Origin of the sequence: Mesorhizobium sp. M0601, assembly GCF_040320845.1 — a bacterium.
Classification (GTDB): Bacteria; Pseudomonadota; Alphaproteobacteria; order Rhizobiales; family Rhizobiaceae; genus Mesorhizobium.
On record NZ_JAMYQK010000037.1, the window covers coordinates 38,562 to 62,857 of the forward strand.

The 24,296-nt window shown below is 62.5% G+C and carries 24 protein-coding genes and 3 pseudogenes; 10 read left to right on the forward strand and 17 right to left on the reverse strand.

All coding sequences use genetic code 11. The features are described 5' to 3' along the window. Positions 1–3 precede the first annotated feature (3 nt). The 12 genes and pseudogenes from NKI41_RS25940 to NKI41_RS25995 form a co-directional block, all read right to left on the reverse strand. Positions 4–774: a glutamine amidotransferase gene (locus NKI41_RS25940; RefSeq protein ID WP_352685652.1), complete on the reverse strand. Its 771-nt coding sequence runs from the start codon at positions 772–774 to the stop codon at positions 4–6. A gap of 27 nt (positions 775–801) precedes the next feature. Further along, positions 802–1,890: a phosphotriesterase family protein gene (locus NKI41_RS25945; protein ID WP_352685654.1), complete on the reverse strand. Its 1,089-nt coding sequence runs from the start codon at positions 1,888–1,890 to the stop codon at positions 802–804. Between the two features lie 4 nt (positions 1,891–1,894). Continuing rightward, positions 1,895–2,899, reverse strand: a complete 1,005-nt coding sequence (locus NKI41_RS25950) for an ABC transporter permease (RefSeq protein ID WP_352474303.1) — start codon at positions 2,897–2,899, stop codon at positions 1,895–1,897. Next, positions 2,896–3,693, reverse strand: coding sequence for an ATP-binding cassette domain-containing protein (locus tag NKI41_RS25955; protein WP_023721835.1), 798 nt, complete (start codon positions 3,691–3,693; stop codon positions 2,896–2,898). The genes NKI41_RS25950 and NKI41_RS25955 overlap by 4 nt, the downstream gene beginning before the upstream one ends. A 74-nt stretch (positions 3,694–3,767) precedes the next feature. Beyond that, the gene (locus NKI41_RS25960) at positions 3,768–4,706 is read right to left on the reverse strand and encodes an ABC transporter substrate-binding protein (protein WP_352685656.1); all 939 of its coding nucleotides are present in this window, start codon (positions 4,704–4,706) and stop codon (positions 3,768–3,770) included. Between the two features lie 116 nt (positions 4,707–4,822). Further along, a complete protein-coding gene (locus NKI41_RS25965; RefSeq protein WP_352685658.1) occupies positions 4,823–5,434 on the reverse strand; it encodes a cupin domain-containing protein in 612 nt (203 codons plus the stop codon). A gap of 1,179 nt (positions 5,435–6,613) precedes the next feature. Next, the gene (locus NKI41_RS25970; protein ID WP_352685660.1) at positions 6,614–7,807 is read right to left on the reverse strand and encodes an arabinose transporter; all 1,194 of its coding nucleotides are present in this window, start codon (positions 7,805–7,807) and stop codon (positions 6,614–6,616) included. A gap of 27 nt (positions 7,808–7,834) precedes the next feature. Beyond that, a complete protein-coding gene (locus NKI41_RS25975) occupies positions 7,835–8,179 on the reverse strand; it encodes a lipocalin-like domain-containing protein (RefSeq protein ID WP_352685662.1) in 345 nt (114 codons plus the stop codon). A gap of 142 nt (positions 8,180–8,321) precedes the next feature. Further along, positions 8,322–9,338: a zinc-dependent alcohol dehydrogenase family protein gene (locus tag NKI41_RS25980; RefSeq protein WP_352685664.1), complete on the reverse strand. Its 1,017-nt coding sequence runs from the start codon at positions 9,336–9,338 to the stop codon at positions 8,322–8,324. 25 nt (positions 9,339–9,363) lie between these two features. Then, positions 9,364–9,759 carry a (R)-mandelonitrile lyase gene (locus NKI41_RS25985; RefSeq protein WP_352685666.1) on the reverse strand — a complete coding sequence of 132 codons (396 nt, stop codon included), beginning with the start codon at positions 9,757–9,759 and terminating at the stop codon, positions 9,364–9,366. 18 nt (positions 9,760–9,777) lie between these two features. Then, positions 9,778–10,248, reverse strand: a complete 471-nt coding sequence (locus NKI41_RS25990) for a cyclophilin-like fold protein (protein WP_352685668.1) — start codon at positions 10,246–10,248, stop codon at positions 9,778–9,780. Next, positions 10,245–11,434, reverse strand: a pseudogene (locus NKI41_RS25995) (MFS transporter). The gene NKI41_RS25990 and the pseudogene NKI41_RS25995 overlap by 4 nt, the downstream one beginning before the upstream one ends. 151 nt (positions 11,435–11,585) lie before the next feature. Between NKI41_RS25995 and NKI41_RS26000 the strand changes: the two are divergent. The 3 genes from NKI41_RS26000 to NKI41_RS26010 all read left to right on the forward strand — a co-directional run bounded on the left by NKI41_RS26000 (position 11,586) and on the right by NKI41_RS26010 (position 14,040). Beyond that, complete coding sequence (locus tag NKI41_RS26000) at positions 11,586–12,479, forward strand: LysR family transcriptional regulator (protein WP_352685670.1); 894 nt, start codon at positions 11,586–11,588, stop codon at positions 12,477–12,479. Between the two features lie 378 nt (positions 12,480–12,857). Then, positions 12,858–13,517 carry a L,D-transpeptidase gene (locus tag NKI41_RS26005; protein ID WP_352474291.1) on the forward strand — a complete coding sequence of 220 codons (660 nt, stop codon included), beginning with the start codon at positions 12,858–12,860 and terminating at the stop codon, positions 13,515–13,517. A 10-nt stretch (positions 13,518–13,527) separates the two neighbouring features. After that, positions 13,528–14,040 (forward strand): OmpA family protein, encoded by a 513-nt coding sequence (locus tag NKI41_RS26010; protein ID WP_352474289.1) that lies wholly within the window; start codon positions 13,528–13,530, stop codon positions 14,038–14,040. A gap of 337 nt (positions 14,041–14,377) precedes the next feature. Here the strand turns inward: NKI41_RS26010 and NKI41_RS26015 are convergent, their stop codons facing one another. Then, the gene (locus NKI41_RS26015; protein ID WP_352503435.1) at positions 14,378–15,127 is read right to left on the reverse strand and encodes an SDR family oxidoreductase; all 750 of its coding nucleotides are present in this window, start codon (positions 15,125–15,127) and stop codon (positions 14,378–14,380) included. 303 nt (positions 15,128–15,430) lie between these two features. On the opposite strand from NKI41_RS26015, the gene NKI41_RS26020 reads away from it, so the two are divergent. Together NKI41_RS26020 and NKI41_RS26025 are read left to right on the forward strand one after the other, a co-directional pair. Then, entirely contained in the window at positions 15,431–15,679 is a 249-nt protein-coding gene (locus tag NKI41_RS26020) for a zincin-like metallopeptidase domain-containing protein (RefSeq protein WP_352685672.1), read from the forward strand. A gap of 302 nt (positions 15,680–15,981) precedes the next feature. Continuing rightward, positions 15,982–16,491, forward strand: coding sequence for an amidase family protein (locus NKI41_RS26025; RefSeq protein WP_502901243.1), 510 nt, complete (start codon positions 15,982–15,984; stop codon positions 16,489–16,491). Here the strand turns inward: NKI41_RS26025 and NKI41_RS33345 are convergent. The 3 genes and pseudogenes from NKI41_RS33345 to NKI41_RS26035 all read right to left on the reverse strand — a co-directional run. After that, positions 16,489–16,711, reverse strand: a pseudogene (locus NKI41_RS33345) (methylmalonyl-CoA mutase); the annotation flags it as partial. The gene NKI41_RS26025 and the pseudogene NKI41_RS33345 sit on opposite strands and share 3 nt — an antisense overlap. Positions 16,712–17,043: 332 nt before the next feature. Then, positions 17,044–18,048 carry a zinc-dependent alcohol dehydrogenase family protein gene (locus NKI41_RS26030; protein ID WP_352685676.1) on the reverse strand — a complete coding sequence of 335 codons (1,005 nt, stop codon included), beginning with the start codon at positions 18,046–18,048 and terminating at the stop codon, positions 17,044–17,046. A 130-nt stretch (positions 18,049–18,178) separates the two neighbouring features. Next, entirely contained in the window at positions 18,179–19,012 is an 834-nt protein-coding gene (locus NKI41_RS26035) for an SDR family NAD(P)-dependent oxidoreductase (protein ID WP_352685678.1), read from the reverse strand. A 165-nt stretch (positions 19,013–19,177) separates the two neighbouring features. Here NKI41_RS26035 and NKI41_RS26040 point away from each other — a divergent pair, with 165 nt between their 5' ends. The 3 genes and pseudogenes from NKI41_RS26040 to NKI41_RS26050 form a co-directional block, all read left to right on the forward strand. After that, on the forward strand, positions 19,178–20,041 hold the full coding sequence (locus tag NKI41_RS26040; RefSeq protein WP_352685680.1) for a LysR family transcriptional regulator: 864 nt from the start codon (positions 19,178–19,180) through the stop codon (positions 20,039–20,041). A 289-nt stretch (positions 20,042–20,330) separates the two neighbouring features. Beyond that, the gene (gene tnpB / locus NKI41_RS26045) at positions 20,331–20,477 is read left to right on the forward strand and encodes an IS66 family insertion sequence element accessory protein TnpB (RefSeq protein WP_023703244.1); all 147 of its coding nucleotides are present in this window, start codon (positions 20,331–20,333) and stop codon (positions 20,475–20,477) included. Between the two features lie 46 nt (positions 20,478–20,523). Continuing rightward, a pseudogene (locus NKI41_RS26050) lies at positions 20,524–20,709 on the forward strand (transposase domain-containing protein); the annotation flags it as partial. Positions 20,710–20,781: 72 nt separating this feature from the next. Here NKI41_RS26050 and NKI41_RS26055 read toward each other — a convergent pair. Further along, entirely contained in the window at positions 20,782–22,164 is a 1,383-nt protein-coding gene (locus tag NKI41_RS26055; protein WP_352685682.1) for an aminotransferase-like domain-containing protein, read from the reverse strand. A gap of 88 nt (positions 22,165–22,252) precedes the next feature. Here NKI41_RS26055 and NKI41_RS26060 point away from each other — a divergent pair, with 88 nt between their 5' ends. Both NKI41_RS26060 and NKI41_RS26065 read left to right on the forward strand, forming a co-directional pair. Continuing rightward, the gene (locus NKI41_RS26060; protein WP_352685684.1) at positions 22,253–23,044 is read left to right on the forward strand and encodes a PhzF family phenazine biosynthesis protein; all 792 of its coding nucleotides are present in this window, start codon (positions 22,253–22,255) and stop codon (positions 23,042–23,044) included. Then, positions 23,038–23,661 (forward strand): glutathione S-transferase family protein, encoded by a 624-nt coding sequence (locus NKI41_RS26065; RefSeq protein WP_352685685.1) that lies wholly within the window; start codon positions 23,038–23,040, stop codon positions 23,659–23,661. The genes NKI41_RS26060 and NKI41_RS26065 overlap by 7 nt, the downstream gene beginning before the upstream one ends. The last annotated feature ends 635 nt before the right edge of the window (positions 23,662–24,296 follow it).

Here is a 24,296-nt window from a genome sequence, read left to right on the forward strand (position 1 = left end):
GGCTCAGCTCTCACCGGTCGCCCAGCCCAGCATCTGTTCGAACAGGGTCTTGTAGCCTGGCCAGGCGATGAATTGCGGCGGCAGCCAATGCGGCCCGACATCGGATGTCCAGGCCACGGTGCGGCCCTTGCCGTAACGGCCGGTGACAAGCAGCGGCAGCGAGCCATAATCCGACGACACACTGGCCAGGACCTCGGCCCCGTCCTTCAGCGTCACCTCGTTAAAACCCAGCAGGATCGGCCAGTCCGAGCCGAGGCCCCTGAGGATGGGATGGCTCGACCCTGGTTTCGGCACGGGCGCAAAACCTTCGGGAACCTCGACGCGGTCGTCGTAGGCCAGGCAATTCACCGGCAGCACGTCCTCGACCGGGGTCTTGCGGTAGCGCGCGCCGCCGTTGATGCCCTGGAAGCTGTAGTAACCGCCGAACATCAATAGACCGCCGCCGCCGCTGACGTAATCGCGGAGCAGGCGCAGGCGGTTCGGCGTCGGCTTGGAGTGGACCCAGGTGTCGGGATGCAGCAGCAGCGTGTTGGCGCCGATGTCGGAGAGCACGACCGCGTCATAGGCCGACAGCGCCTCCATGGTCTGTGGAAAGCCGCGCTGCGCTTCATGCGCCGGCATGAACGTGACGTCGAAGTCGGTCGCCTTCAGCGCGCCCAGCAACTCGTCTGCGCCGGTGTGGTAGGTAACGGTCGGAAACTGGTCGAAACCCTTGATATGGGTCGCGGTCGACACCCAGGATTCGCCGGCAAGCAGGATCTTCTTCTTGGACATTTGAACTCCAGTGTAATTCCAGGCCGCTTAGAGCCGCGCGAATACGCTTTTCGGATTGGCGATCAGCATGCGGTCGATGGCCGGCTGCTCGACGCCATGGCGTTTCAGGCGCGGTATGAAATGCTTCAGGATATAGCCATAGCCGAAGCCACCGAAGCGCGTCAGCATGATCTTGAGGAACACATCCTGCGACAACAGCAGGCGGTCGCCGAAGCCCGCCTCGACAAGGCCGGCGACGGCGCGTGCGTTCTCTTCGTCCGAGGGCGATTGCGCGTCCTGGTCGGCATAATAATAGTCCATGCCGATCATGTCGTATTCGAGGAACGCGCCGCGCCGGGCGAGGCTTTTCTGGTAATCGGGATCGTCGTGGCTCGGGTTCATGTGGCAGAGCACGGTGTGGCGAAGATCGGCGCCCTCGGCCTCGACGATATCGAGCACCTCGTGTGCCAGCCGCTCCCAGCCAGGCAGATGGATCGACAGCGGCACGCCGGTTATGCGCGAGGCGCGCGCCGAAGCCCGCAGCGACTTGCGTTCCTCGGCGGTGAAATCCTTGCTGACGCCGACTTCGCCGATCAGCCCGGCCATGATCGGCGGCTGCGTCTCGCCGCCGCCGACATCGTTGACGATGAACTCGGTCACGGCGTCCACATCCATCGCCTTCAGCCATTCGGGATGGGTGTGCTCGAGATAGAAGCCGGTGCCCATGACGATCTTCAGGCCGGACATGCGGCTGATGCGAGCGAGCTTTTCGGGGGCGCGGCCGATGCCGATATTAGTGGCATCGACGACGGTGTGGCCGCCCAGCGCGCGATAGCGCTGCAGCTCAGACAGCGCCAGGTCGGCGTCGTCGAGCGAGACGTTGTCGCGGTTGACGTATGGGTTCATGCGCAACTCGCCGATGATCTCGATGTTCACCGGCTGCTCGGCGATCGCCATGTCATCGGGACGGCAGGGGCATTTCCAGCTGCGCGCACCATCGAGCAAGATGTGCTCGTGCATCAGCGTAATGCCCATCTCCTCGACCGGAACCGGGCCGAGCACGGTCATCACATGGCCGGTTTCGACGCCGATTGGCAGCCGTCGCCTGGGCACCGCGTCATCGAACAGATCGCTCATCGGCTCAACGGCTCCGCACGGCGCCGCGAAACAGGCGGAAGTTCAGCCAGATGGCGATCAGGATGATCGTTCCAGTGACTATCGGCGTCAGGAAAGGCGACAGATGCGCCAGGATCAGGCCGTTGCCGATGACGGCCACGGTCAGCGCGCCGAGCACCGTGCCGATGATCGTTCCGCGGCCGCCGAACAGGCTGGTGCCGCCGAGCACGACGGCGGCGATGACTTCCAGCTCGAAACCCTGGCCGGCATTCGAAGATCCCGATCCAAGCCGGGCAGCAATAATGATCCCGGCGAGGGCTGCCGCGGTGGCGGAAATCACATAGACGAAGAGCGTCGTCTGCCGCGTGTTGACGCCGGCGCGCCGCACCGCCTCGGCATTGGCGCCGATACCGGTGACATAGCGGCCGAATGGCGTCTCGTTGAAGGCGAGATAGGCGATGGCCAGGATCGCCAGCGCGATCAGCGCCGGCACCGGCACGCCAAGAAACCAGGCGCGGCCCAGCACGGTGAAAGCGCTTCCGGGCTCGATGGGGATGGAATAGCCGCCGGTGATCAGCAGCGCCACGCCACGGATCACCGAAAGCCCGGCAAGCGTGACGATGAAGGACGGGATGCCCTCATAGGCAATGAAATAGCCCTGTACCGCCCCAAGCAGGGCACCGAGCGCCAACATGGCGAGGATAACGACTGGCCACGGCAGGCCAAACTGCAAAAGCGTCGCCGACAGCGTCGCCACCAGCGCCAGCACGGAGCCGACCGAAAGATCGATGCCGCCAGTGGTGATGACGAAAGTCATTGCCGCGGCGACGATCAGCAGCGGCGCCGACTGCCGCAGGATGTTCAACAGATTGGGCGATGTCAGAAACGCGTCGGTCGCAACCGAGAAGATGATGCAGACGACCAGAAAGAACAGCGCGATTGAGACGACGCTGCCATTGGCGAGCAGCGCATCGCGCCAGGTGCCCCTGCGTACTCGTGAGGGCTGGGCGGTGTGGATCGCGTCGCTCATGCCGGCGCTCCGCCGCGATAGCCATTGGTGGCGGAACGCGCACTGAACTTGCGGCCGACGATCAGATTGACCACGTCTTCGATATTGGTCTCGCCGATCAGCCGCTCGGCGACATTGCGCCCTTCATACATGACCTGGATGCGATCGCAGACGAGGAACAGATCCTGCAGCCGGTGGGTGATCAGGATGACGCTGACACCGCGCGCACTGACCGCGCGGATCAGTTCGAGCACCGCCTCGACTTCGGCCACGGCAAGCGCTGCCGTCGGCTCGTCCATGATCAGCACGGCCGGCTCGAACGAGGCGGCGCGGCCGATCGCGATCGACTGGCGCTGCCCGCCGGAGAGGTTTTCGACCTTGAGCCGCGTGTCGGCAATGACGATGCCGAGCCGATCGAGCATCTGGCGCGTCTCGTCATGCATGCGCTTCTTGTCGAGAAAGGAAATGCCTGCGATGCGGCGGCGCGGCTCGCGGCCGAGAAACAGATTGCCGGCAACATCGACCGTGTCGCACAGCGACAGGTCCTGGTAGACCATCTCGACGCGCGCCGCACGTGCGTCCGCCGGCGAGCTGAAGATCACCGGCTTGCCGTCGATCTCGATGGTGCCGGCGTCGGGAACCACTGCCCCCGACAGCACCTTGCTCAATGTCGACTTGCCGGCGCCATTGTCGCCGACCAGCCCCAGCACCTCGCCCGGCTTCAGCGTTAGCGACACGTCATCGAGCGTCTGGATGGCGTTGTAGCGCTTTGAGATGCCGCTCATCCGCACCCGATAGGTCTGGCCACTGCTCATCTGGAATTCCACGCGATTGCAAGGGATCCGCGGCGCAGCCTCGGGCGGCGCCGCGGCTCGGTCGCCGACGCAGTTTACTTGAACATCGCGCGATATTGGTCGACATTCTTCTTGGTCACGATCGTCACCGGGATATTGATGATCGGGTCGATTTTCTCGCCCTTCTTGATCTTGCCCAGCGCTTCGACCGCGGCCTTGCCTTCGCCGGCCGGATCCTGCTGCACGACCGCCACCACCCAGCCGTCATCGATGCCCTGAACGGCCTGCTTGGTCAGGTCCCAGCCGAACACCTTGACGTCGCCGGTGCGGCCCTGGCTGGTCACCGCCGAAACGGCGCCGAGCAAGGCCGGCTCTCCGGTCGCATAGAGCGAGTTCATGTCTGGATTGGCCGTCATCAGGTTTTCCGAAGCGCTCAACGCGGTCTCCTGAACGTTCTGGCCGTCGACTGTGTCGAGGAAGGTGACGCCCTGGCCGCTTTCGGTCACCGCCTTCTTGAAGCCGTCGAGGCGCTGGTTCTGGATGAATGAATTGAGTGCGCCGACGATACCGATCTTGGCCTTGCCGGCCATATCGGTCTTCACATAGTCGGCGTAGAATTTGCCGATGTCCTCGCCGGCCTTGGTGTTGTCGACGCCGATGAACGAAATATTGTCGCCGTCGGGGATCTGCGCGTCGATGGCTATGACGGGAATGCCGGCCGCCTTGGCTGCAGTGATCGCAGGCTTGACGCCGTTGACGTCGATGGCGACCAGAATGATGCCGTCGACTTTCTGCGTGATGTAGTTCTCGATCGCGTCGTTCTGCGCGCTCGGCACATTGTTGGCGTTGAAAATGACCAGCTTGGCGCCAGCGGCGTCGGCTGCCTTTTGCGCGCCCTCGTTGATCTGGTTGAAGAACAGGGCCTGCTGGTTGATGTTGACGAGAGCGAACGTATCGGCAAGCGCCGATCCCATGGCTGCCGAGCCCATGGCAATGACGGCGGCACAGCCGGCGAGAAGTTTGAACAGACGCATTTCGGTTCCCCTTGCTTGCGGACCAGACCTCGGCTGGTCCCGTTGGTGCTACAGGCACGAGGCAAGCATTCAAGAGACTTGAATATTTGTCAATCCAAATGAACGCACAGCGTTGCTCAGAAAGTCGCCGGCGTGTTGACCCAGAAAATGCTAGCGCGTTCCTCGCCGATGTTGCGGTAATGATGCGGCAGCTCCGACCTGAACACGAAGGCATCACCCGTGGCGAGAGCATGGCGCTTGCCGTCGACGATCAGTTCGACCCGCCCGGCGAGCACGTAGCCGACTTCCTCGCCGGCATGCTGGATCGGACCTTCGCTCGAGCCCTCTGCCTCGATGTGATGGATGTTGCATTGTAAGAGGTGTCCAGGCGAATACGGGATGATGCGTTCGAGCGAAATTCCTTCGCCACGCCGTAGCGCGTCGAGCGCGATCAAAGGCCTTGCGCCTGCCCGGAATACGATCGCCTCATCGTCGTCGACTTGCTCGAACATCCAGCCGATATTGGTGTCGAGAACCTCGACCAGACGGTGAAGCATGGGCAGTGACGGCGAAGCCTTGCCGTTCTCGATCTTGGACAGCAGGCTTTCCGAGCAATTCGCAGCCGCGGCCAGCGTCTTCAGCGTCATGCCGCGTGTCTGGCGGGCGAGGCGCAGCCGAGTTCCAAGTCTTGCGGCATTTACTGTGGCGTCCGTTTCTGATTCTGGCCGCCGTCGATCGATTTTGTTCATCTGTTCGCCAACCATTCAACGGTCAAGGGCAACTATCGCGCGAGCAAAAGACCTCGGCTGACGATTTGCAAGTGCTGATGCGTCAAATTCGAGGCCGCAGCCGCAGCTGCCTCATCCGGCGAATGCCGCGCCCGCATGAACCGTGCTGATGATCCCGCGCCAGTTATCCCCTATCGCTTGGCTGTCCATCGTGGTCGAAATCGCCAGCCGTTACCGCGTTTGCGTCACGTGGCGAGTGGACTTGGAACGACAATGCGGGCAAGGCGGGCCACGCAGCCAATCTACACAACACGGCCGCGCCGACACGATCAAATCTGGACTGTCACCGAATTGCGGAGCGCGCCCAGAAGTCACCTGCGGAGCGCCCATGGAGTTACGCCCAGGGGCGCAGGCTCTCGATAGCCGCGACGTATCCAATGAAATCCCTGAGGCAGTCGCGCACCGCTTGAGCTTCGGCAATTTTGAAGAAAGTCCAACAGAATTAATTGGACTAGCACATTGCATATGTAAGTTGCGGAAGCGACGCGCGGTTAATGCGTTAGAAGTATAGATACATCGACACGAGGCGCGAAGAAGCAACGCCAATACAGCTGGTTGGTTACAACATATTTATTTTCGCAGATATGGTATTGCCCGTCCGGGGATTCCTGTACCCGGTCCCGTGGGATGGTGAAATTATGCGGCAAATAAGTGTACCCGCCGTCTACCCTGGACCGCACCGAAGACCGAGGTATGGCGCGGCAATCTGAACCGCCGCAGCACTTGAATTTGGTCTGTGGGTCAATCTTATCTTCGTACCAATCATGGGCGTTAGCGGCTGTTGCGGCGGCGATACACATCGCCGTGAAGATGAGCCTTCGCATGGCATTCCTCAGGTATCTGGCAGGCGCTGCTCGTTGGGTTTCCATGCATATTAGCTTTCCATTGAAAATACCATTGGCCTCCGACCGACTTAACGCAGCTCCAGCAAGCGACGCTCGCAACGGAAGACGCATTGGGTCACGTCAGGACGACACTTGCGCCGACCAAAGGTCAACTCTTGTCGCTCCGGGTTGGAAACCCGACCGTCTGCTCTGCGCCCTATGTCGGCCGTAGACGTCGGTCTTGTCATTGCCCGGAAGCAGACGTCGCCCAAAGCGGGAGCGATCGTGGTTGCGCGACATCTCGAGCACAGACTAGCTATAGTGGAGCGTTACGGCGACCCAGCAGCAGAGCGATGCCCAAGGCCGGAAGCGTTGCCGTCGCAACGACGAGGAAGACGAATTGCAGCCCGGCCGACCCAGCGACCAAGCCGAGCGCCGGACTGCCGAAGCCGAGCGCCACGTCGAGGAAGACGGTGTACAGTCCCATGGCCAGGCCGCGGCTGCGTTGCGGAAGACGGCTTACGGCCTCGGCACCGAAACCGGGATAGACCAGGGAGTAGCCAAGGCCAGTCAGGCCCGCTCCGATGGCGGCGAGAACAGGCCCGGGCGCAAGCCAGGTCAGCATCAGCCCTGCCGCCTCGACCGCCACGAAGATCACAGCGACGCGCGCGCCCCCCAACCTGTCAGGCAGGTGGCCGAAGCACAGCCTTGCCGCGATCAGCGACGCGGCATAAGCGGTGAAGGGAAGCCAGACCGGCTGCCAGCCGCGTTCGGCAAAGAGCAGCGCGCCAAAGGACAGGATCGCGCCATAGCCAAGGCTGCTGAAAGCAGCTCCGACGCCGGGAAGCCAGACCGCTTGCGCCACGCTCGTCCATGACTGTCGCGCGGCGCTCGCGGCGAGGCTGGTGCCACGCATAGGCAGGATGGCAAGCAGTGTCGCAAGCGGCAGGCCGACCGTCGCGAGTGCGACCGCGGCGAAGCCGCTCGCCGCGTAAAGCGCAGATCCGATCGGCGCGCCTAGCGCGAGCGCCGCAAACATCGCCGTGCCCACCCAGGCTATGACCTTTCCGGAGTTCTGTCCGCCTGCAAGGGAGAGGCCCCAGGCGACGCCGCCGGTGATGATGAAGCTCTCAGACGCGCCCAGTACCGCCCGGCCGGCGAAGAGCGCCGATGCGGACGCTACCGGCCGGTCGAGCAATGCCAGCGAGCCGAGGTAAATGAACCCCGCCAGGGCAGCGGCAATGAGGCCGACGATGACGGCCCGCTTGCCGCCGCGCCCATCGGCATAATTTCCGGCTCCAATGCGCGACAGCATCGAGGCGACGAACTGGCTGCCCGTCACCAGCCCGACTGCGAAGGGGCCGAAGCCGAGCTGCTGGTGAAGATGCAGCGGCAGGACGGGTAGCGCCAAGCCGATCAGGAGGAAGCCGGCGAAGACAGCCGCCATGATTGGCACCAGTTCCGCCATCGCGCCATTTCGGTCAGAAGTCCGCGCCATTGTGGCCACCATGACATGTTGACAGTCGGGCTGTTCCGATCAGTAACGTTCGTAGGTCACGCGCCAGCCTTCGGCCGGATTGTCCGGGGTGAGGACCAGTTTGTTGTCCGAGACTTCGAATTTGCGTTTCATGCTCTTCCCGACAAGGTTGCGGACCAGGGAGGACTCGATCGTGATGACGAAGGTCTTGTCCTGGTCGTTGATGGCGACCGGCCCGTAATAGGCTTCGTAGCCATTCGCTGTATAAGGCGTGTCCGGCGCCTTGGCATCGGGGTTCTGGGCCTGCACCGAGAGGGTGCCGGCCTCGGTGAAGATGACCGGCCGGAATATGGCACGGGCTTGAGGTTTCCATCGGCACCGGCCTCGAGCGACCTCATGCGCCATGCGCCAATGATCGGGGACTCTTGCGAGAAAGCCGGCGTGATAACTGAAAGCGCAAGGGCGGCGATCTTCAATCTCATCGTCATATGCGTTGTTCCTTTTCTGATTGTTGTGGGTGCGCACAGGCCGTCCGTCCAATCTTCGCTCACACCGAAAGCATGACCTTGATGGCGCGCCGCTCGTCCATGGCGCGGTAGCCTTCAGCGACCTCGGCCAACGGCAGCTTGAGGTCGAAGACCTTGCCGGGCTTGATCCGACCTTGCAGCACACGGTCCATAAGGTCGGGCAGGAAGCGGCGCACCGGCGCCGGGCCGCCCAACATGCGCTTCTGGCCGAAGAATAGTTTTTGGCCGTCGAAGCTCACGCCGTGCGGCACGCCGACATAGCCGATGGTGCCGCCGGGGCGAGAGCAGGCCAGCGCCTGGTCGAAGGATTCCGCCGTGCCGACGCATTCCAGGACGGAGTCCGCGCCGACGTCCTTGGTGAGCTCCTTGATGCGCGCGACGCCTTCCTCGCCACGCTCGGCCACAATGTCGGTGGCGCCAAACTCGCGGGCGAGTTTTTGGCGGCTGACGTGCCGGCTCATGGCGATGATGCGCTCGGCGCCCATCTCCTTGGCCGCAAGCACGCCCATCAGGCCGACCGCACCGTCGCCGACCACCACCACCGTCGATCCCTCTCGGACCTCGGCTGCGTCGGCCGCATACCAGCCAGTACCGAGCACATCGGACACGGCCAGCAGGTCGGGGATGAGTTCGGCCGGCGGCACCTCGGCGGTGGCGACCAGTGTGCCATCCGCCAACGGCACGCGGGCATAAGGTGCCTGCGCGCCCGACATGAATTCGCGTTGCACGCAGGACGACTGGAAGCCGAAGCGGCAGTGCGGGCAGGTATTGTCGGAGAGACAGAACGAGCCGACGACGAACTGGCCGGGACGGACCGTGCGCACCTCTGCGCCGACCTCGATGACGATGCCACAATATTCGTGGCCCATATGCATCGGGCCGTCGACCGGCTGCAGCCCGCGATAGGGCCACAGGTCCGAGCCGCAGATGCAGCTTGCCGAGAGCTTGATGATGGCGTCCGTCGGCCGCATGATTTTCGGATCGGCGATTTCCTCGCAGCGGATGTCGCCCGGTTTGTGAAGAACAGTTGCGAGCATTTTGGTTCCTTTCGAGTGGAGAAGATCAGGCGCCGTAGTCGGCGTCGCTGACATGTTCCAGCCAGTCCACGACCTTGCCGTCTTTGACCTCCTGGAGGGCAATGTGGGTCATGGCGGTCTGAGGCGACGCGCCGTGCCAGTGCTTTTCTCCGGGCGCGAACCAGACGACGTCGCCCGGACGGATTTCTTCGACCGGGCCCCCCTCGCGCTGCACGCGACCAAGGCCGGAGACGACGATCAGCGTCTGGCCGAGCGGATGCGTGTGCCAGGCGGTGCGGGCGCCGGGCTCGAAGGTCACCTGTGCGCCTTGGACCCGCCCGGCATCGAAGGGATTGAAGAGCGGATCGATCCGCACCGTGCCAGTGAACCAGTCAGCCGACCCCTTGGCGGAAGGCCTTGTGCCTGCGCGAAGAATGTCCATGGTGATGTCCTTGTGTCCTCAAATGCGTTCGATGCGAAGCGGGAACTCGCCGCGAATGTGCAGGGCCTGCTCGCCCCCATCGAAGCGGCCGAGCCTGATCAGCCCGGGATGGCGATAGTCGGCGTAGAACATGGCCAGGTTGCCCCAGGGCATGAAATAGCAAAGGTCATAGGGCTGCTCGTTGGCGAACGGACCGCTTCCCTCTTCAGTCAGCTTGCGCGGCAGATAGGCGATCTTCTCGTTATGCGCGTAGTCCTCGATCTTGAGGTCGAGCGGCAGCATGGAGAAGAAGTCGCGCGCCGACGGATTGTCGTAGAGCGTGGCGGTCATGGTGCGGCCGTTGAAAATCATCCTGATCTTCATGTCAGTGGGCTCCTGGCTGACTGAGGCTTCGCCTTCTTGGCCGGCGGCTGCGCGAGGCAGGGCCGCCACCGCGAGCGCGGCGCCGAGCAATGTCCGGCGGCTAAGCGGCGCACGCTCGATGGTCATGGCAAAGACCTCCGGGCCATATGCGATGCGGCAAAGGCGGCGAGCGCCGATCCGCAGAGCAGCACCGCGCCGAAAGTGAATGCACCCCACCAGCCGATCGTATCGAAGAGCGTGCCGCCGATCGCGGCGCCGCCTGTAATGGCGAGCTGGATAACCGCCACCTGCAGCCCGCCGCCGGCCTCTGCGTCGTCCGGCAACGTCCTGCTGAGCCACGTGCCCCAGCCAACGGGCGCGGCCGTGCCGAAGAAGCCCCAGGCAACGAGCAGCAGCGCTGTGGGAACCGGCAAGGCACCGAGGGCGATGAGCGCAGCGGCCAGCGCAGCCATGACCAGCGGGATGACGACGAGGATGCCGAACAGGCGCGTGCGCAAAAGCCGGCCGACGCACCATGTGCCGAGCACCCCCGCCAGCCCCATCGCCAGCAGGACCGCCGAGAGGGCAGCGATGTCGAGCCGGGTGACGCTCGCGAGGAAGGGCCGCAGATAGGTGAAGAGCGCGAACTGACCCATGAACAGCATCATGATTGACGCCATGCCGGTGGCGACAGGAAGACGGCCGAGGAGCGCCAGCGGATGCCAGGACGCTTCCTCCGGCGCGGGGGCAGCCCCGGCAGGCTTGTCCACTGCCAGACCAGCGCCAGGACCCCAAGCGGCACGACGAGGAAGAAAGCGCCGCGCCAGCCGACATAGGCGCCAAGAAAACTGCCCAGCGGCGCGGCGATGGTGGCCGCAATGGCATTGCCAGCGTTTAGCATGGCGAGACCCTTCGGAACCATGTCTTGCGGCACGAGGCGCATGACGATCGCGGTCGACATCGACCAGAATCCGCCGATCGCGATGCCGAGCAGCGCCCGGCCGACCATGAGGAACGCGTAGTTCGGCGCGAAGGTGACAGCGAGCCCGGACACGATGAGGAGAAGGGTGAAGCCGGTCACGACCAGTCGGCGGTCGATCCGGCGCGTGAGGCCGGTGACCAGCAGGCTGGTCACGACGGCGAAAGCGCCCGAAATCGAGATCGCCTGTCCCGTGCGGCCCTCGGTGATGCCGAGATCGGCCGCTAGCGGCGACAGCAGGCTGACCGGCATGAATTCCGACGCGATGAGCACGAAAACACACAGCGCCATCGACAACACCGCGCCCCATGCGGCGCGGTCTTCGACAAGCCTTGTGTCGTAGGTCGTCTCCATGATTGGCATCCTTGCAAGGCGACTGGGGCGGATCAGCCGCCCATCCCCGTCGCCATGCCGGAAGATATTGCAGAGGAACCCATTCTATTAGACCAAGTAATTCGCATGGACTTATCTGCTCATGATATAAATGTCCGACCGGAGGTGCCCTATGCAGCGCGATGGCATGAAGGATCTGCTATGGTTCGTGGCGGTCGCGCGGGAGCGCAGCTTCACCAAGGCGGCGGCCAGGCTCGGAACCTCGCAGTCGACCCTGAGTTCGACAATCAAGGAGCTTGAAGCTCGTCTTGGCGTCCGCCTGCTGACACGTACGACGCGGAGCGTCGCACCGACCGAGGCCGGCGAGCGACTTTTCCAATCTCTTGTACCACGCTTCGAGGAAATCGAAGCCGACCTCGCAAGCCTGGTGACCTTTCGCGACAAACCCTCCGGAACGGTCCGCATCACGCTGTCCGACCATGCGCTCCAGACGACCGTCTGGCCGAAGCTGCAGCCCTTGCTCGGCGACTATCCTGACCTGTGCGTCGAGCTCTACAGCGACAACGGCTTGAAGAACATTGTGGAAGAGCGCTTCGACGCAGGCGTGCGGCTTGGTGAGAGCATCGACAGGGATATGATCGCAGTGCGCATCGGGCCGGATTGGCGGCTCGTCGCCGTGGCTTCGCCCGAGTACTTTTCCCGCCATCCGGTTCCGACCGCACCGCAGGATCTGGTCGATCATGACTGCATCAATATGCGGCAGGCGACGTTCGGCGGATTATATGCCTGGGAATTCGCCAGGGATGGCCGCGACCTTCGTGTGCGGGTGGAAGGCCAACTCACCTTTAATTCGTCCATTCCCATGATCGAGGCTGCGATAAGCGGTTTCGGGATCGCCTATGTCCCGGAAAACCTCGTCAGCCAGCACATCGCCAAGGGATGCCTTAGGCTCGTGCTTGACGACTGGAGTCCGCCGTTTGCGGGCTATCACCTCTACTACCCGAGCAGGCGACAGCTCTCGCCTGCGATGGCGGTGATCGTTGAGGCGCTCCGCCATCGCATCTGACGGGAGGTCGGGCAGTTTGCGTCTCAGCGCCGCAAGGCCCGATCTGGCTACCTCGGGGGTCGTCCAGAGTGATCACTAGGGCCTTTGCGCTGTCAATTTTCGCGGCGGCCACCATCTCCTCCTGCGAAGCGTTGCCGAAAAGACCGGTAGACGTTCTTTCCGGGACCGCTCTACATTTTTGGCGTCGAGGTCGACCGCAACCCACCTGTATCCACGCTCGTCGAGCAATCTGCCGATCACCCGGTCTACCCACCCGAACCCGGCAATGACGAATGTCCGGACACGGCGGACTGAAGCAACGCAGCATTTTCCACTTTGAGGCGAAGTAATTCTCAACTATGGTCCGCCAGGCTTTTGGCATGAGGGGGAATATTGCCGATGGTTTTATCACGCAGGGGTGTCGTGCTCGGCGGCCTGGCGCTGGTCGCGATGGGTGCAACCGGCAATATTGCTCAAGCAGCGGCGGCAAAATCCTTTTTCGCCGGTACCGCCAGCGACAACAATTTTGTCTATCGCAAGACCAACTTCGCCAAGATCGACAAGAGATGGCATCGCCAGATCGTCAAGTATTTCAGTAGCGAGCCGGTCGGCACCGTCGTGGTCGATACCCGCCACCATTTCCTCTACGTCATCATGGAAAACAAGACTGCCATCCGCTACGGCGTCGGCGTCGGCAAGGACGGCTTCAAATGGTACGGCCGCGCGACGATCGACCGCCGCGCGCTGTGGCCGGACTGGGTCCCGCCTCCCGAAATGCGCAAGCGCAGGCCGGAGCTACCGGACATGATCGCAGGCGGCGCGTCCAACAATCCGCTCGGGCCGCGCGCGCTCTATCTGCACCGCGACGGCGCCGACACCGGCTACCGCCTGCATGGCACGCTGGAGCCATGGAGCATCGGCACCGACGCTTCCAGCGGCTGCATCCGCATGTTCCCGGAAGACATCATCGACCTCTACCAGCGCTGCCCGATCGGCACCGCGGTCCAGGTCCTGCCGCACATCGCCGACCAGGCGCCCGCTTCCACCACTGTCGAATGATTGGCGCCTCATGAACCGCATCATTGAAAACACGCGCCGGCTGCTCGCCGCCGGCCTGCTGCTGCTGGCCGCATCCTGCTCGACCAGCAACACGCTGGCCCCTCCCACACCCGACGTCACCAACACCGAGGTTGCCGGCTTCCAGAACGTGCAGCCGGGCAGCGAGGAGGATTTTATCCTCAATGTCGGCCGCCGCACCTATTTCACGCAAGGTTCGGCCGCGCTCGATTCCGTCGCCAAGGCCACCCTCGACACCCAGATCGCCTGGCTAGCAAAGCATCCGCGCTGGCTGCTCAAGCTGCAGGGTTTCGCCGACGATCCCGGCGCGAAGGAAACGGCGCTGTCGCAGCAGCGCGCCGATGCGGTGATGGACTACCTCGCCGCCGGCGGCATAGACCGCAACCGGATGTGGGCCAAGGGCTACGGCAAGGACAGGCTCGTCCGCGAGTGCCCCGACACCGCCTGCAGGTCGCAGAACCGCCGCGTTGTGTCTAATTTGCGCGATGTGAGGGACGAGCCGTAGGGGGCTGCTGTTCTGCTTGTGACCCGAAGCAGAGTCTCACACGCGGCGGCGGCATGGCGGCTTTGCGCCGTACAGATCCGCTTTGCCGTTCCTGAAAGCTGACATCGCAGGCGACGGCGCTGGAGGTCGTGGTGGCGCCACTTGCGGACTAGGCCAGTGTTGGCGCGAATGGCAGCTTCGCGCGCAATCTCGAACTTGCCCAGCAGGATGGATCGGCAGGCCGGAAAGACTGGGCGTTCGAGAAGCCTTGCCCCACAAAGTGATCTGCCTTGGCGCTCTCTCGCCACTACCGAGTTGGCGTGAGCCGCAGTTCGAGACCCATCGCTGGGCCGAGTTCTCACATGATGTTCATGCCGCCATCGATTAGCATTTCAGAACCGACCATGAAACGGCATTCGTCGGACGCCAGAAACACCACCGCATTGGCAATTTCCTCGGCCGTCCCAAAGCGGCCTGCCGGGACCATCCCGACGACAGCGTTCGCCCGAGCCTTCGTTTCCGCCGGACCCAGACCAAGCTTGTCGTTGAGCGGCGTGTCTATCGGGCCCGGGCTGATCACATTGGCGCGGATGCCGCGCCCTATCAGCTCACCAGAGAGCGTTCGCGCCAATGAAATCATTCCGGCTTTTGCCAACGAATAGACGTGCGTTCCAGCCATTCCCATGTGTGCGTTGACGGAGCCGCTGAGAATGATGGAAGCCGGATTCGAAAGGAGCGGGACCAAGGCCTTGACCAGGAAGTAAGGTCCTTTCAGATCGATGGCAACGCTCCGGTCAAAGGCCGCCTCGCTCCAGTCGGCAAGCGGACGCAAGTCAACGATGCCAGCGTTGACGAAGACAGCATCGAGCTTGCCGAATGCCGCTCCCAGCTGTCGGGCGATATCTTCCTGGGCGGCAACGCTGCCCGCATCGGCAGCGATGATGAGCACATTGTCGCCGAGAGTCTTGCGGGCTTCTTCCAGACGGCCCTCGTTGGTGCCGGTGATCGCAACGCGAGCACCTTCCTCGAGAAAGCGGCGTGCTGTTGCGAGCCCGATGCCGCTGGTGCCGCCGGTGATCAGCGTAGCTTTGTTCCGCAGTCTGTGCATGACGGAGTTCCTCATACGGTCGCCCCCACCCGAGGGCCTTCTTACCTACAGTCGCGTTTAGCATTACGCGTCCAACAGGACAGCAGCCATCCTTGGCCAAATGAAAAATCGCGGGACCGATGACTGAGTGGCAACATTCCACCTGTCGAGACTTTCGTATCGCAGGTCATCTTACAGCACTGGGTCAGGCCACGACGATGTTCGCGACGACCTGAATGTCCGCTCTCCTGTATCCCCGCCTAAGACGGCCGGTCCGCAATCGCCCCAAAAGTTGACGTCAGAATCCATGGAAAAGCCGACAGTGTGAAATGGGACTTTCACACTGAGTTCATTGGCGCTTGTCGCCGACGAGCCCTACTTGCAGACCTCATGCACGAGCTTATTCACGCCACCGCTCATGAGAAGCTGTGCGGCCGGACGGTCGGCAAACGCTTCGGAGACGAGCAATACGCGTTTGAAAAATATTATAGCGGAGTTGGGCAGCGCCATCCTGCGCACCTGGCTTGGCATCGAGGCAGGATTCAGGTCAGCCATCCAGCGACAACTGGCTAAAGGTGCTGAAGCAGGACACCCGTGCGATCTTCGTGGCCAACAGCTATGCCGGGCAGGGCGCCGATTATCTTTGGAATCAAGCCTACTCGAAGGTTCGGAGGACGAGTAGTTAGCCGCTGCCGAATTGCGAAATGCTTTGGCGCGTGTCTTGGGCCGCAGCATGGGGCGCGCTTCGCGATGACGAGGGCAGAGACGACGCGCCAGTACGAAAGATCGGGTTCGATCCCGTTTGGCTGCACGAAGCTGACGCAAGAGGATGCTTTTGCTCAAATCCTTGAACTCCTGAAAACAAATGGGGTAGAATGCCAGGAGGTTCAACTTCCCAATCTCGACGAGATTTCCGAGATGCACGGACGCATCTTCTTTGTGGAGGGAGCCGCGTACCACTACGCCAATTTCAAGGATCATATTGGGAGCTACCCGACGATTGCCCAAAGCTGGTTTGCTGCGGCTCTTCAGGCGCGCCGGTGGGTGATTATGTCAATGCATCTGAGAAGAGGGTTCGATTTGCCAGCCAGGTCAATCGCCTGTTGGAGGAGGTCGATGTCATACTGACGCCGACGCTCTCGGTGTCACGTCCGCGACGCGATGCGAAAGAACTGATAGTCTCGGACAAGTCTTACGACTTTACGATGGCACTGGTCAGACAGACATGCCTTTTCGATCACACCGGACATCCTGCGCTTGCGATGCCTATCAACGTCGATGCCGCGTCTCTGTCTCCGAGCCTTCAGATTGTCGGACGCCACCAAGGCGAAAACAATATTCTGAAGTTCGCTGGAGCACTCGAGCGCATTCTGTCGGCGAGATGAAAGAGTTGCCGCCTCGTCCGACGTCTGGAAGAACGGCCCGATGACGTCGTCGAAGCAGATGTCCCAATGCGATTACCTTGGCGCCGCAGTCGTGCCCATCCTGGCCGAGTTTGGCGACAAGCACCCTCGGCATTTCGCCACATACAGTTGTAAATGCCCGTGGCCGAGAGACCAAACTGTCGTATTCCGGCTCGCCCGCATAGGAGTTGCCGTAAACCTTGTCGGGTGCATTTTGATCGCGACATACGGGACTTGGATATGTTTCGAGGGCTGGCAGCAATCGAGTCCCGGCCGCCAAAAGCTATTGTAGCGCTGCTTTCAGTGTTCCTCGGGCTAGTAAGCGCGTGGGGCGGATACCTGTCGCTGAGGAGCATACTCAGCTCCCGAACCAGGGCAACGCGCGCCCCTTCACATGCAAATCCGTAGGTGTCCTCGATCGCTTTCGACCTTGTGAATGATCGCGGATTTCGTCGCATACCCAGATCTCCTATGTCTGTTGTCCCATGTTGAGCCGGACACCGGCATGCGGACACCGATGACCTGACAATCCGGCTATTGCACTATTGCGATCTTGCCGAAATGCTGGCCTCCCGCCGCAAGTCTGGAAAAGGCAACGCTGGTTTCGGCGACGTCGAACGTCTGGCCGAGAACCGGCACGATGCGCTGCGCGGTGATGGCGCGTGCGGCCTCGGCAAGATCGGCAACGGAGCCGGTATTGTTGCCCACGACCTTGAGCGCCTTGCCGATGATCGAGAACAGATCAATGGATGCGGCAGTACCCGTAAGAAAACCGACGGTGAACACTGTACCGCCGAAGGCCGCCGCTTTCAGGGACCGGGCGAATGTCGCTTCGCCTACCGTATCGACAACGAGATCCGCGCCGCGTCCATCGGTGAGTCGCAGCACTTGGTCATCCCATTCAGGTGTCGAACGGTAGTTGACGAGAAGGTCAGCGCCAAGCTGCTTCGCCCGCTCCAGCTTTTCGTCGGACGATGAGGTAACTATAGCCGTCGCGCCCGACGCCTTGGCGAATTGCAGCGCAAAGATGCTGACGCCGCCCGTGCCGAGGATGACCACAGTCGAACCTGGTCGAAGCTCCGCCGAGCGGACCGCGTTCCAGGCCGTCGTGCCGGCAATCGGCAGGGCCGCGCCTTGAGCGAAATCCAGATGAGACGGTAAGGCCACAATGCCGGTCTCGGGCATCACCACATATTCGGCCAGCGAGCCGGGGAGAGAAATGCCGCGCATGCCGGCGATATTGGCGGGCGAGATCGGACCACCCTGCCAGCGCGGCATGAAATGCGGAATGACGCGATCCCCGGGCTTGAAGGCGGAGACATTTGTGCCGACCACCGCCACCTCGCCAGCGCCATCGGCCACCGGGATCAGTGGAAAACGGGGAACCGGAAAGTTGCCGATGGCGATGGCGATATCCAGGTAGTTCAGCGTGGCGGCGCGCAGCCGAACCAGTACCTCACCCGGACCTGGCACGGGATCAGGCAGAACAACCGGGCGAAATGCATCAAGCGAAGGTTCAGTGAGTTCAATGGCTTTCATGAGTCTCTCTCTTGGGTGCGTACCGTGCGGCTCCATGCCGACGTCAGGTGTGTTCGCAGAACAGGCTTCGTCTTGTTTCTTGATTGACAGGCAACCCGCCAATGTGGCGCCTGATGAGAGGGACAAACAATTAGGCGTGCTGAGTGATCGCCTTGTTCGGCCAAGGACGCTGGCCTCCAAGCGTGTAGCCGCCCTCCACCAGAATGCTTTGTCCTGTCACGAAGCGCGCATCGCTGGACAACAGCCAGAGGACGACATCGGCGACATCCTCGGATTCACCGACACGTCGTACAGGTGTGTGCAGCGCGAACGGCCGCATCGCCTTGTCGTCGCCGAGCGCCGCCCGGCCCATTGCGTCGCGATGATGCCGGGCTGACATCGTTGATGCGGATACTTCCGGTCTCCGACCTCTACGGCCACCGTTCGTGCCATCGCGTCGAGCGCGCCTTTGCTCGTGGCACAGGCTGCAATGCCGGGGCATCGCGCCGTGGGCGCTCCACGACGACGTCTTGATGATGGCGCCATGAACGCCGCGATCCAGCCTCGCCGCGATCTCGTATTTTAGGCAGGCGAACACGCCGCGAAGGTTGATCGACATCAGCCTGTCGAATTCATCGAACGGCAATTTGTGCGCCGGCATGAAGGCGCCCAGCACGCCGGCATTGTTCCAGATGACATCCAGGCTGCCGAAGGGTTCGAGCGCCTGATCGACAAGCGCCTCGGCCTGCTCGGGAACGGAATCATCGGCCGGTGTCGCCAGCGCCTTCCCGCCCTGCGAGACGACCTCGTCAACGACGGCATTGAGTTCTGCTATCCGGCGCCCCGAAACGACGACATTGGCGCCCTCCCGGCCAAACCGCAGCGCCACCGCCTTGTCCATGCCAGTTCCGTCGCCCGTTACGATCGCGATCTTCGATACGAGCCGCTTCATGCCTGCCGTCTCGGTTCCTCCTGTCGTTCTCATGTGTCGATGTCTCCGTTCAAGAGCGCTGCGCGTCATCAGCTCCAGGAAGGCCTTGCTGCAGGCATTCCGTTGAATGGACAAATAGATTACTCATGAAGCCATTATAATATCGCCAATTATGAGAACACTACGAAGCAGGACTGTTTAATGGATCTATACGGCAGCATGTCCGTCTTCGTGCAGATCGTCGAAAAGGGAAACCTGACTGCGGCGGCCTCCGCATCCGGCATGTCGCCGACCATGGTTGGCAACCATCTGCACGCACTCGAAAAGCGATTGGGCACGAGTCTCGTCAACCGGACGACCCGCCGCCAGAGCCTCACCGATTTTGGTCGGGTCTATTATGAACGCTGTCTGGAAATCCTCCGGCTGGTCGCCGAAGTGGACGCCCACGCACTCGCCAACCATATCGTCCCGCGCGGACGGTTGCGCGTGACTGCTCCGGTCTCGTTTGGCGCGGAGGGCCTGATGCCCGTGCTGGGGGACTACACCGCGCGCTATCCTGAAGTTGAACTCGACATCACTTTGTGCGATCGCACTGTCGATCTGATCGAGGAAGGTGTCGAGGCAGCGATTCGCATCGGCTCCCTCCCAGACTCCGGTTTGATTGCCCGGCCGCTGATGCCTTATCGGATGATGATCTGCGCCTCGCCGGATTACATCGCGAAACACGGTGAGCCGCACCGCCCCGCGGACCTTGCGGGCCATCGTTGTGTAGCGTTCCGTTATTCCGCCGAATCGGCCTGGCGCATGATCGGCGAGGAGGGAACCTCACGTGTTCGCGTTTCCGGCATGATCCAGGTGAACAATGGTCAGGCGATACGGGTCGCAGCCCTGAACGGCCTCGGCGTCGTTATGCAGCCGGAAGTTCTGCTAGCCGAGGATGTCACCGCCGGCCGCCTGATCCGGTTGTTGCCGAACTATGAACTCCCGAGCCGGCCCATGCAGATTGTCTATCTTCGGGACCACTACATGTCGCCGAAGCTGCGAAGCTTCATCGACTTTATCGCTGATCGATTCGGTGGTTGACGATCAATTTCGTAGCCATGGCTTTAGCGACCACTCGGCAGTCACATTCAACCTTACACCGTCATGAACACCTCTCGCTTGGACAGGGGTGCACCAAGATTGCGTCGTCATTGACACCGAGAAAGCCTGGCGGTCGGGTCAAGATTACCCGCCGATACGCCATTTTCCTTGCCCGGCTTGTGGACGCCAGCGAGGTGACCGCAGGGTGGGGGTTACTTGAACTGCTGATGATCGCGGATGAACCGAGCTGCGCTCTTGGGTTCGATTCGCAGAATGTCTTGCCAAGCGTCTGGAGGATGGGGAGTTCCGCTGGCCGAAAGTGCATGACGGCATGATGCGGCTGACGGCCGCGCAACTGTCGGCGCTATTGGAAGGGCTGGACTGGCGGCGGGTCCACGAGGCGCGCCGGACCCGCGTTCCAGCCCAGGCAGGCTGACCCGCGACGAAGTGAATCAGCCTGGATTCCGCTGTGCGGGCCGGTGATGGCAATGACTGCAGACCAGCTTCCCGACGATCCGGACGCGCTGAAGGCGATGATCCTGGCACGCGACGTCGAGAACGCCCGCCTGGTCCAGATCATCAAGGAATTGCAACGTCACCGCTTCGGTCGAAGAGCTGAGACGCTTCCCGAGGATCAATTGCTGCTGGGGCTCGAAGAGGCCGAGCAACATGTCCAGCTCCACAAGTTCTACCTTAAGGTCCTCCACTTGTCGGCGCCCCTCATTGGCGACGCGGCGAGCTCAGATTACGCCGTGCTCGTGATCGGCGTGCTCATCCATCAAAATGCCCCTGAGCACGATCAGCGCGCGCTCGAGCACCAGGCCACTAGCCACACTGCCGACACATAGACGCAGGCCGCTCTCCACGGCGCCGCTCGCAACGGCGAATGCCGCTGGTGAAGTGAGCCGGATGCCAGCGTAAGACGCGCGAGCGGCTGCACGCTCAGCATTGATCTCTGGCATCGGCAGCCACACATGCAGGCTGGCGTCCGATCGCGGTTTTTCGATCACATCGCCAAGCACCGCGAGCGCGCGCGTCGTCCGCACACGCGTTTCGGCCATGGCTGCGCTTGCAATCTCGTCAGCGCGGCCGCTCTCGATCAACTGCGTCGTTACCGCACTGTTGATCCCCGCCGGCGAATGCATCAACGCCCGCATCGCCCGCGCGCAGCGGTCGAACACCTCGCCTGTTGGCGCGACGAGGAACCCGGCACGAAGCCCCGGTGAGACGATCTTCGACAAGGAACTGACATAAATCGTGCGCTCGGGCGCGAGCGCCGCGAGCGGCGGCACGTCGAGATGGCGCGCATAGGGCGCATAGACATCATCCTCGATGAGCCAGAGCCCGCGTGCGCGCGCCACCCGGACGATTTCGGCGCGCCGTTCCAGTCCCATCGTCCGTGCAGTCGGGTTCTGCAGCGTCGGTAACGTGTAGAACAGGCGCGCGCCGGTTTCTGCGGCGGCCCTGTCCAGCGCTTGCGGGGTTGCGCCTTCGGCATCCATCTCCACGCCGCGGAGGGGATGGCCCAACTGGCTAGCCAGCGCCTTCGCCCCGGGGAAGGTCGCGGCTTCGCACAAGACCGGATCGCCAGGTGCGCAGAGCGCCGTTAGCGCGATCGCCATCGCATTCTGCGCGCCCGAGCAGCAGATCACCGTTTGCCATTCCATGCGCTGAAGATTGGCTGTCCGGGTGAGCCAGGCGGCGGCTGCCTGCCTGTCGCGGTTAAGCCCGCAAGTCGACTGATAGCCCAACCGGTCGACCAACGCTGGCCGCCGGCGCAGCGCGCTCAGAGCCTCGCGCACGGCGTCGTTCGCATTGATCGGCGCAAGATTGATGGTGAGGTCGATAGGTCCCGTGTCGGCGGTTGCCGGCGACCGGTCGATGACGAAGGTGCCGCGTCCAACATGACCCGCAATAAGCCCGCGCTCGGTCGCTTCGCCATAGGCGCGCGTGACGGCGCCGACACTGATCGAGAGCGCATGGGCGAGCTCGCGATGCGGCGGAAGCCTCGCGTCGGCAGGGAGGCGACCGTTCGCGATATCCGCCGCCATCGCATCGACGAGCTGACGATAGAGCGGCGCTGCATCCGAGCGATCGAGTACCGGGCTCCAGCGGGTCATCATGATTGCCTCATATTGTCATAGGGACATTAATAGAATTGACTCTCTAGTCAATCGGACGATTGTTATGACCTCAATGTGTGGAGCAGATATGTTCGTCCCGCTATACCAAGTCGATGCCTTTGCCAGCCGCCGCTTCGCCGGTAATCCGGCCGCCGTGATGGTCCTCGACGCCTTCGCAGCTGATGAGCATCTGCAGGCGATCGCCAGTGAGAATAACCTCGCCGAGACGGCCTTTCTCGTGCCGGACGGCCCGGACTTTCACTTGCGCTGGTTCACGCCGACGGTGGAGGTGCCGCTGTGCGGGCATGCCACGCTCGCGAGCGCTGCGGTTGTCATGGAGCGACTCGCGCCCGAGCGCCGCTCGGTGTTTTTCCATTCGGCAAGCGGCCCGCTCACCGTCTCCCGCGCGGAAACGGGTTATGTGATGAACTTTCCAGCCCGGCCGATGATACAGACGACGATCCCTGACACGATGGCCGCCGCACTTGGGCGGTTTCCGGTCGAGGTGCTCGTAGATCAGTTCAACTATCTGGCGCTGCTGGAGACTGCGGATCACGTTCGGCAACTGGCGCCCGATCTCGCCGCGATTGCACGGCTCGACCGGGGCGGCCTGATTCTTACCGCGCCGGGCGACGACGGCTATGACTGTGTCAGCCGCTATTTCGCACCCGCCAAGGGCATTCCCGAGGACCCGGTCACTGGCGGCGCGCACTGCGCACTTGCGCCCTACTGGGCGGCCCGGCTCGGCAAGACGAGCTTGCGCGCCTTCCAGGCCTCGGCTCGCGGTGGCGAGCTGCTATGCCGCGTCCTCGGCGACCGCGTGGAGCTCGAGGGTTCCTGTGCCTTCTATCTCGAAGGCCGGGCGGACATCCGATGCTGAGAATCTATGGCTATGCGGGCTCGATCAATGTCCGCAAGGTGCTCTGGGCATGCGCCGAGCTCGACCTCGCATTCGAACCTGAGGGTTGGGGTGGATCTCACCGGTCGATAAGCGAACCGTTGTTTCGGGCGCTCAATCCCGTCGCGATGGTGCCAGTGATCGACGACGCGGGGACAATCGTCTGGGAATCCAACGCGATTATCCGCTATCTCGCAGCGAGCCGAGATCGGTACGACTTGCTGCCCGGCGACCCGGCCGCGCGCGCTCGTGTTGAGATGTGGATGGATTGGCAGGTGTCGGATTTCAACAATAGTTGGCGAGTCGCCTTCCAAGGGCTGGTGCGAAAGAATCCAGAGCATCAGGATCCCGCCGAGATCGAACGGTCGATTGCTGCATTCTCGCGCATGGTCGCAATCGTCGATGGCGAACTCGCCAAATCGGGCGGCTTTATCTGCGGTCCCGATTTCACGCTCGCCGATATCCCGATCGGGCTCTCCGTTCATCGCTGGCGGTCGCTGCCAGGCGAGAAACCACAGCTCGACCATATCGAGCTCTATTACGACCGCCTCTGCGAAAGGGCAGGATTTCGCAAACATGGCCGGGATGGCGGGGCATAAGCCACCACTTCACGCTCGTCGATGTGTTCGGGACCCATCCGCTCACGCGGCCGATTCCGCCCAAGCTTGGCGGATGGTCGCGATATAGCCGACTCGGTCACGCTCCATCGCGAAGACCGCCTCCGGCGGGGGCGGCGGTCTCTTCATGCTGGGCGGCCCACAGGATCAACTCGAATAGCACGGGCGCCAGATCGATGCCGCGCCGGTCTCGACCGGCTGGTCACTATCAAGCGCATGTTCAGCGGTCTGACCTTCATGCTCGAAGGAACATGCTCTGCAGCGTCTCGAGCGTAACGCGGTAGCGCGGCCTTGCCTGTGGTACGCGCGACTCTCAAAAAGGGGTTTGTCTACCATGCGACGGAGTGTCGCGGCGAACCGTTTGCGCAGTAAAATCAATTATTTGGCGTAAGGCCTTTGCGAGAGCGAATGGCTGCCATAGTCGTCTAGGTGCAGAATAGGTGCAGGGCCGAGGTACGCAATCGGCGGGTATGGGGCACGCGCTGCGTCGCGGATCGTGTTGGGCACCGACCGACGCTAGTCTAGGTGTGCTTCGCGCCTCATGCACGAACCCGCTTCGCGGGAGGGGCGCCTCGTTCTGAGATGGCGCGACTGCCATTTTGACTTGAGCGGGTAGA